Annotated in this window: 6 protein-coding genes; 3 read left to right on the plus strand and 3 right to left on the minus strand. The window is 38.8% G+C overall.

Annotated elements, in window-relative coordinates; genetic code table 11:
* Positions 1 to 180: 180 nt before the first annotated feature.
* Entirely contained in the window at positions 181 to 1,164 is a 984-nt protein-coding gene (locus NE535_RS18445) for a hypothetical protein (RefSeq protein ID WP_261300016.1), read from the minus strand.
* Between the two features lie 538 nt (positions 1,165 to 1,702).
* The gene (locus NE535_RS18450) at positions 1,703 to 2,680 is read right to left on the minus strand and encodes a transposase (RefSeq protein ID WP_261300017.1); all 978 of its coding nucleotides are present in this window, start codon (positions 2,678 to 2,680) and stop codon (positions 1,703 to 1,705) included.
* Positions 2,681 to 2,910: 230 nt separating this feature from the next.
* Between NE535_RS18450 and NE535_RS18455 the strand changes: the two genes are divergently transcribed.
* The 3 genes from NE535_RS18455 to NE535_RS18465 are packed head-to-tail and all read left to right on the plus strand — an operon-like array spanning position 2,911 to position 5,914.
* A complete protein-coding gene (locus NE535_RS18455) occupies positions 2,911 to 4,428 on the plus strand; it encodes a flavocytochrome c (RefSeq protein ID WP_261300018.1) in 1,518 nt (505 codons plus the stop codon).
* A 5-nt stretch (positions 4,429 to 4,433) separates the two neighbouring features.
* A complete protein-coding gene (locus NE535_RS18460; protein ID WP_261300019.1) occupies positions 4,434 to 4,805 on the plus strand; it encodes a cytochrome c3 family protein in 372 nt (123 codons plus the stop codon).
* 47 nt (positions 4,806 to 4,852) lie between these two features.
* Positions 4,853 to 5,914: a porin gene (locus NE535_RS18465; RefSeq protein ID WP_261300020.1), complete on the plus strand. Its 1,062-nt coding sequence runs from the start codon at positions 4,853 to 4,855 to the stop codon at positions 5,912 to 5,914.
* Here NE535_RS18465 and NE535_RS18470 read toward each other — a convergent pair.
* Positions 5,897 to 6,091: hypothetical protein (locus NE535_RS18470; RefSeq protein WP_261300021.1), on the minus strand; the 195-nt coding region annotated here is incomplete at its 5' end. The two genes, NE535_RS18465 and NE535_RS18470, sit on opposite strands and share 18 nt — an antisense overlap.

Raw genomic sequence — 6,091 nt, forward strand, 5'->3', positions numbered from 1 at the left:
AGCAGGCGCTGAGTAATGAGTATCTGAAGAAAGCAGGATTATATTCACTAAGAGACGGATGGATCGCAGTTCATTACCCTAACCAGAGAATTTAGTTAGGGGTTCTAAATGAACCGCCCTGTGCGGAGCCGCATGCAGGGTGGTGTGGGGGCTGGAGGCTAGATACCTCCGGCTACCCGATTATAACGATTTTTCTCGATACTTTTCTATAGTTGAAATAAACTCATTAGGTGAATCTACGCCTAAGTATATTAATTTACCGGAATTGAGCTTGATTTCTATATTTGGATTACCAGCCAAATTGAACCTATTAACATTACCTGATCTACGTATAAAATTTGAATTAGGCTGTATGTGATTAATTTCAGTTAAAGCAATTATTAATGGGTTCCATATGCCATACCTTATAATAATACTGTCTGAAACAATTGAAATAGGTCTAATTGCAATCGCTTTATACTCTGCAATAAAAAAGACTAAACCTAGAAGAGTTAAGCCTGTTGTTAAATTGGCCGCAAACGGCGACCATAAGAAATGTAACAACAAATGCATAACGGGTAATTCAAATAAAATAATAAGAATAAAACCTAATTGATTACTTTGGGCGCCATCTTTTTTATGACAGCTAAAATGACTATCACCAACAAAGTTTTGCTGCCTTATCTTTTTGGAAAATAATGCATATGTCCAAACTCGAGCCTCAAAAGAGAGCAATGAGCTTATAGCACCTTTACCTAGAATTCTTTCAATTGGTTTTGATATAGCCAAATCTGGATCTTTATCTTTGGTAAGAGAGGCTTTGATTGCAAAAAAGACTGTCAAAATAGTGGTAATTTCCAAAACGATAAACGCCGCAACAGCAAGATAACGCAAAGATTCAAGGTAAGGCCATACAACCTTTGAGCTTTCAGGAATAACAAAGCTACCAAGTAATATAATTAAACAACTGTAGGCAACAGCTTTGATAGCAGCTTCTTTCTTATCTTTAACAAACCAAAAGCATAAAATAGGTAAAACAACTAAACCATCGATTAGCAAAAGCCATTCTGGTTTTTCTACGCCATATCCATTAAGTGCATTAGAGCTTTGATAGTAAAAAGCCCAGAAAACAGAAATAACTGCAAGAAAGATAAATGGGATATTCTTTTTAGCTAAAGTTGGCACCGAAACTCCTTATCGTTATAACAGCTTATTGAACGGCGCATCATTCAATGTCGGCCATTCAAGTTATTGATTAATAACATCCTAAACTTGCTATCTTATTGATGTAAAGCACTTTTTATTTCAAAAATCGCAAAACAAAGCGTGCAAAATGTTTTTCAATATTATTTTTCTACTTGCTTGCTGAAAAAACATTAAAAAATTAACACCTTACAAAACCCTTGCTTCAATAACACCTACTACTTATGAATGATTTTTGACCTTATATTTCGTCAATCTGCCGAAAATCATTACAGAACACAAAAATGCCACCCATTTCTAACACAAAATTCCACCCATTTCTTGAACAAAGAACATAACTCGTTTTCATGGCTTTGGCGAGGGTTACAATCGATGTGATCAACTCATCAATTTTTATCGATATGGCTAAAATATTATCGTTAAATGAGTGATTTATGGTCATCTAAGAAATTTAGCACATCAGAAAAACTTGTTAACCATCAAGTGTTAAAAGAATTGTAATTTGATTGAGGATGATGACTTAAGCGCACAGCCAGCGCTGACAATTTGCAGCGCCTTGTCGTCGCTTTCGCTCTAAATGCTCACAATATTCAGTTAATGCGGGTAATGCTCCGACAGCTCCTTTAAATAATGCACCAAATTCAGTAGTGATTTTAAGCCAATTCTCTGCGGGGATGTTGAGTCTATTCAGTATGTCCTGGCTACTTGAGCTAATGGCACCACGCTTATCTTCTCGAATTATCCGACCGGTATCTTCAACTAAGACGATGTAGTCTTTCACGCTGAACATAAGCCCGTTAGGCATGTTTAAGCGCTCATTACCCACAAACGGTAATAGCTCTGGTGGTTGCTCGCCTTTCATTGCTGAATTGATACGGCGCTGAATACTGGTGTAATCTGATTTTTCAGGGGTTGCGGCCATTTGAGCACGAACTGGGTTTAAATCGACATAAGCCATACAGGCTAAAACTGCGGCTTCATCAAGCAAAGCCTGAGATTTAAATCTGCCTTCCCAGAATCTTCCGGTACATTTATCTTCTTTGTTAGCCATTCTGGCTATAGGCTCACTGAGTGAGCGCATAAACCAACTGATATCAATTAAGCGATTACGGTATTCGGTAATGCATTCGTTAACCGTTTGAAGTTCAAACTGGTTAAGGTCTTCCTCTTTAAGGTATTTGTGCGTGAGTAACGTACCTTTAAAGCCCTTGTGCCATTGAATTAGCACTTCTTTATCTGACCACTTTTTTGCTTTGTCAGCATCGACTTTTATAACCACATGTAAGTGATTACTCATCACGGCATAAGCACAGATATCAATAGCAAAGACGGTCGCTAACTCTAGAATGCGTGAATCAACCCACTCGCGCCGATGCTCAAAATTCTCACCCGTTGATTTATCAAAGCCGCACAAAAACGCCTTACGTACCACACGCGAACAACAGTGATAGTAAGGCGTATCTTCTAGGCTAACGATAGTTTGTCTTGGTCTGGCCATCTTTATTTACCATTTTAAAAGCGTAAATAAAGCGTAGTTTATCGCTCAATATTTAGCCAATAATCTTGGGTGTCTCAATTATTTATCTTATTTAACAAAATCCAAGAAAATATATTCATGACGAGCCTCGCGAATAATTTTTTCATAGTGCGCACATATTGATACACATCACAAATAAGTACGTTACCAGTAATTATTCTAAAATTAAATTAACGTAAAGGAGTTGTGATATGCGAGATAGAAGAAGTTTTCTAAAATTTGGCGCAGGCGTTGCGATAGGAAGTGTGGCAGCAACCATTCCTGCGATGGCGTCAACAAATGATTGTGGTCCTGCAATTAAATGGGATGAAACCCATGACATAATTATCATCGGCTCTGGCTTTGGGGGGCTTTCGTCCGCAATTAATATTAAAAGAAGTGGTATAAAATCCGTTTTAGTACTTGAAAAAATGCTGCAGTTTGGTGGCAACTCTGCAATTAATGGTGGTTGGTTTGCAGTACCAGGCAATCCCATTCAAGTATCAGAAGGGGTAAAAGATTCACCAGCTCTTCTGGTTCAAGATCAAATTGCAGCTGGCAGAGGCATGGCATCAGAGGAACACCTAACTGCTATCGCTAATCGCGCTTTAGATGCGTTCAACCTATGTGTTGACTCAGGAGTTCGATTTCGTGAAGGCTTCAACATGCTAGTTGGCGGGCACTCTATTGCCAGAGCAGTGAGAACTGTTGATGGTACTGGAGGTGAAATCACTCGAAACTTGTATAAAGTTGCTAAATCAGAGGGTGTCGATCTTCGCAACCAACAATATGTCGAAGATTTTATTATGGAAAATAATAAAGTCATTGGGTTAAAAGTTAGACGTAACTTCCGCTATCCAGACCTCACTACTGGTGAGATTGTTTTCATCAAGGCAAATAAAGGTGTTGTTGTTGCAACAGGCGGCTTTGCCATGAATAAACAACTTTGTAAGCTTTTAGATCCATCGATTGACCCTACGATGGACTGCACAAACGCAAAAGGAGCTACTGGAGAAGTGACTTTGACCGCAATGTCACATGGTGCTCTTGCTGTTCACATGAATATGATCCAAACAGGCCACTGGGGTAGCCCTGATGAAGGTGGCTTTGGTTGGTCAAATGCCTTGTTATCAATAACCTGGCACGAAGGTATGGTTGTCAGCGTTCTTAATGGCAAACGATTTATGAATGAACGAGCAGACCGAAAATACTGTTCTGACAGAATTTTAGCTAATCGCTATGAAGACAACAGTCCAGCCTATCCAATTGCCTTCTTCAATTATAATGATCACCCTGATGATGATCGTGTTGTACGTGCATTACGCGATGAAATGGCTTGGAAAATGGATTCAGTTGAACAAATGGCGACAAAATTCAATATCGATCCAAAAACTCTACAAGAAAGCATTGATTTACACAATAAGCATGTAGCAGAACGCAAAGATCCATTATTCGATCGCGTCATGGACACTGCAAAACACTTGGCTCCACCATTCGTTGTTTCTCGCATTTGGCCAAAAGTTCATTACTGTATGGGAGGCCTTAAAACTGATTTAGGTTGCCGTGTTATTGGCTCAAAAAATTTAGAACCGATGAAAAATCTTTACGCAGTTGGAGAAGCAACAGGTGGTGTACATGGTACTACTCGTTTAAGTAGTTGCGCATGCTTAGAAGGTTTAGCGGGCGGCTTTATCGTTGCTGAAACCATTAACTCTGATAATAAGGTGTAATTACAATGTTCAAATCATTATTAGCATTAGCTTTATCATTAACACTATGTAGTGCTATCAGCGCAAGTGAACTCATTGAAGTGAAAGGTAAAACTTTAGGTCGAGAAAACCATCAGTTCATTTATAAAGACAAAAATGCCTGTAAATCATGTCACGTTTCTGGCAAAAAATCGACTACAGATCAAGCTTGCGTGGATTGTCATGGCACGATCGACACCATAAAAATTGACCCTAAAAATCTGGTAAATAGCCATGCAAATCCACATGCATCGGTCCATTACGATACAGCGATTAGTTGCATTGCATGTCACGCGGAACATGAAAAGAAAGCCCCACTTTGTGCCGAATGCCATCGCTCATGGTTCAAAGAAATGTAATTACACGCATTGATTAATAAACTTTATTAGATTTTCGGGTGAAAAGAATGAATATTAAAAAAATCGCTATTTCTGTTGCATTAATCTGCTTATCATCAAGTTCAATTGCAGTCGAATATAAAATTGGGGGCTTCATAAAAGCAAGTGGTCGTATTGCTTCAGGCGAAGTGCCATTTGATCACTATTACTTTGGTAGCGGCAATATTGGCGAAGATAGTACTAAAACACAGTTCAGTGCCCAAGAATCACGTTTAAATGGTAGCTTTAAAGAAGGTGATATTACTGGATTTGTAGAGATCGACTTTGTTGGATCTTCCCAAGGAAATGGGAATGTATCAAACTCATACAGCCCACGTCTTCGCCATGCATATATTAATTACAATGGGTTTACCGTCGGCCAAACTTGGTCAACTATGGTTAACACTTCAGCATTTCCTGAAACGGCTAACCTAGGTGGACCTTTAATTGGCGAGAACATGGTGCGTCAATCACTTGTTCGCTATACCTATGAAAATTGGCAATTTGCACTTGAAAATCCCAACACCTTTGGCACTGATATTAATGGTAAAAGTCTATCTAAAGATGAGGATTCAATACCTGACGCCATAGCTCGATATAATTTGCAAGGTGACTGGGGGAATATTAGCTTTGCTGGCTTAGTCCGCCAACTTTCGCCAAGTGAAAATGAGGACGAGGTTACTTTTGGTGGTTCAGTTGCAGGGAAAATCGCTGTAGGTAGTAAAAATGATGTCCGCTTTACGTTTTCCCACGGTAATCTTGGGCGATATTTTTCAACCGGTGGTGTATTTGATATTTATTATGGTGAAGTTGAAACTACCACTGGAGGTACAATTGCATACCGTCATTTCTTCAATGAAGATTTACGCTCAACTATTTTTTACGGTCATAGCGTATCAGATATTCAAAAGATGGACCGTAGCCACTACGGTATAAACATCTTTAAGAGTATTACGCCTAAATTATCGCTTGGTAGCGAAATTGGTTATTACAGTGTTGATGATAAATTGAATCAATATTTACCAGCCGACATACAAGTTGCAAACGGCGGTTCGGTTTATGGTCAACTAGTCTTACAATACAACATCTAAGTCCCATTTCTTCTGGAACGTGTTTAACTTAGTGGCGCAAACAATTTCGCCACTAAGTATTCCTGCCTCAGATTCACAATCAATTAACTCACATTTGTAGTGACATAATGAATTTGGCCACTTTATTGCAGGTACATTCAAACTGCTAAACCACGAAATATATCTATTTCCAACACG

The sequence above is a fragment of the Shewanella holmiensis genome (genome assembly GCF_025370255.1).
GTDB lineage: Bacteria > Pseudomonadota > Gammaproteobacteria > Enterobacterales > Shewanellaceae > Shewanella > Shewanella holmiensis.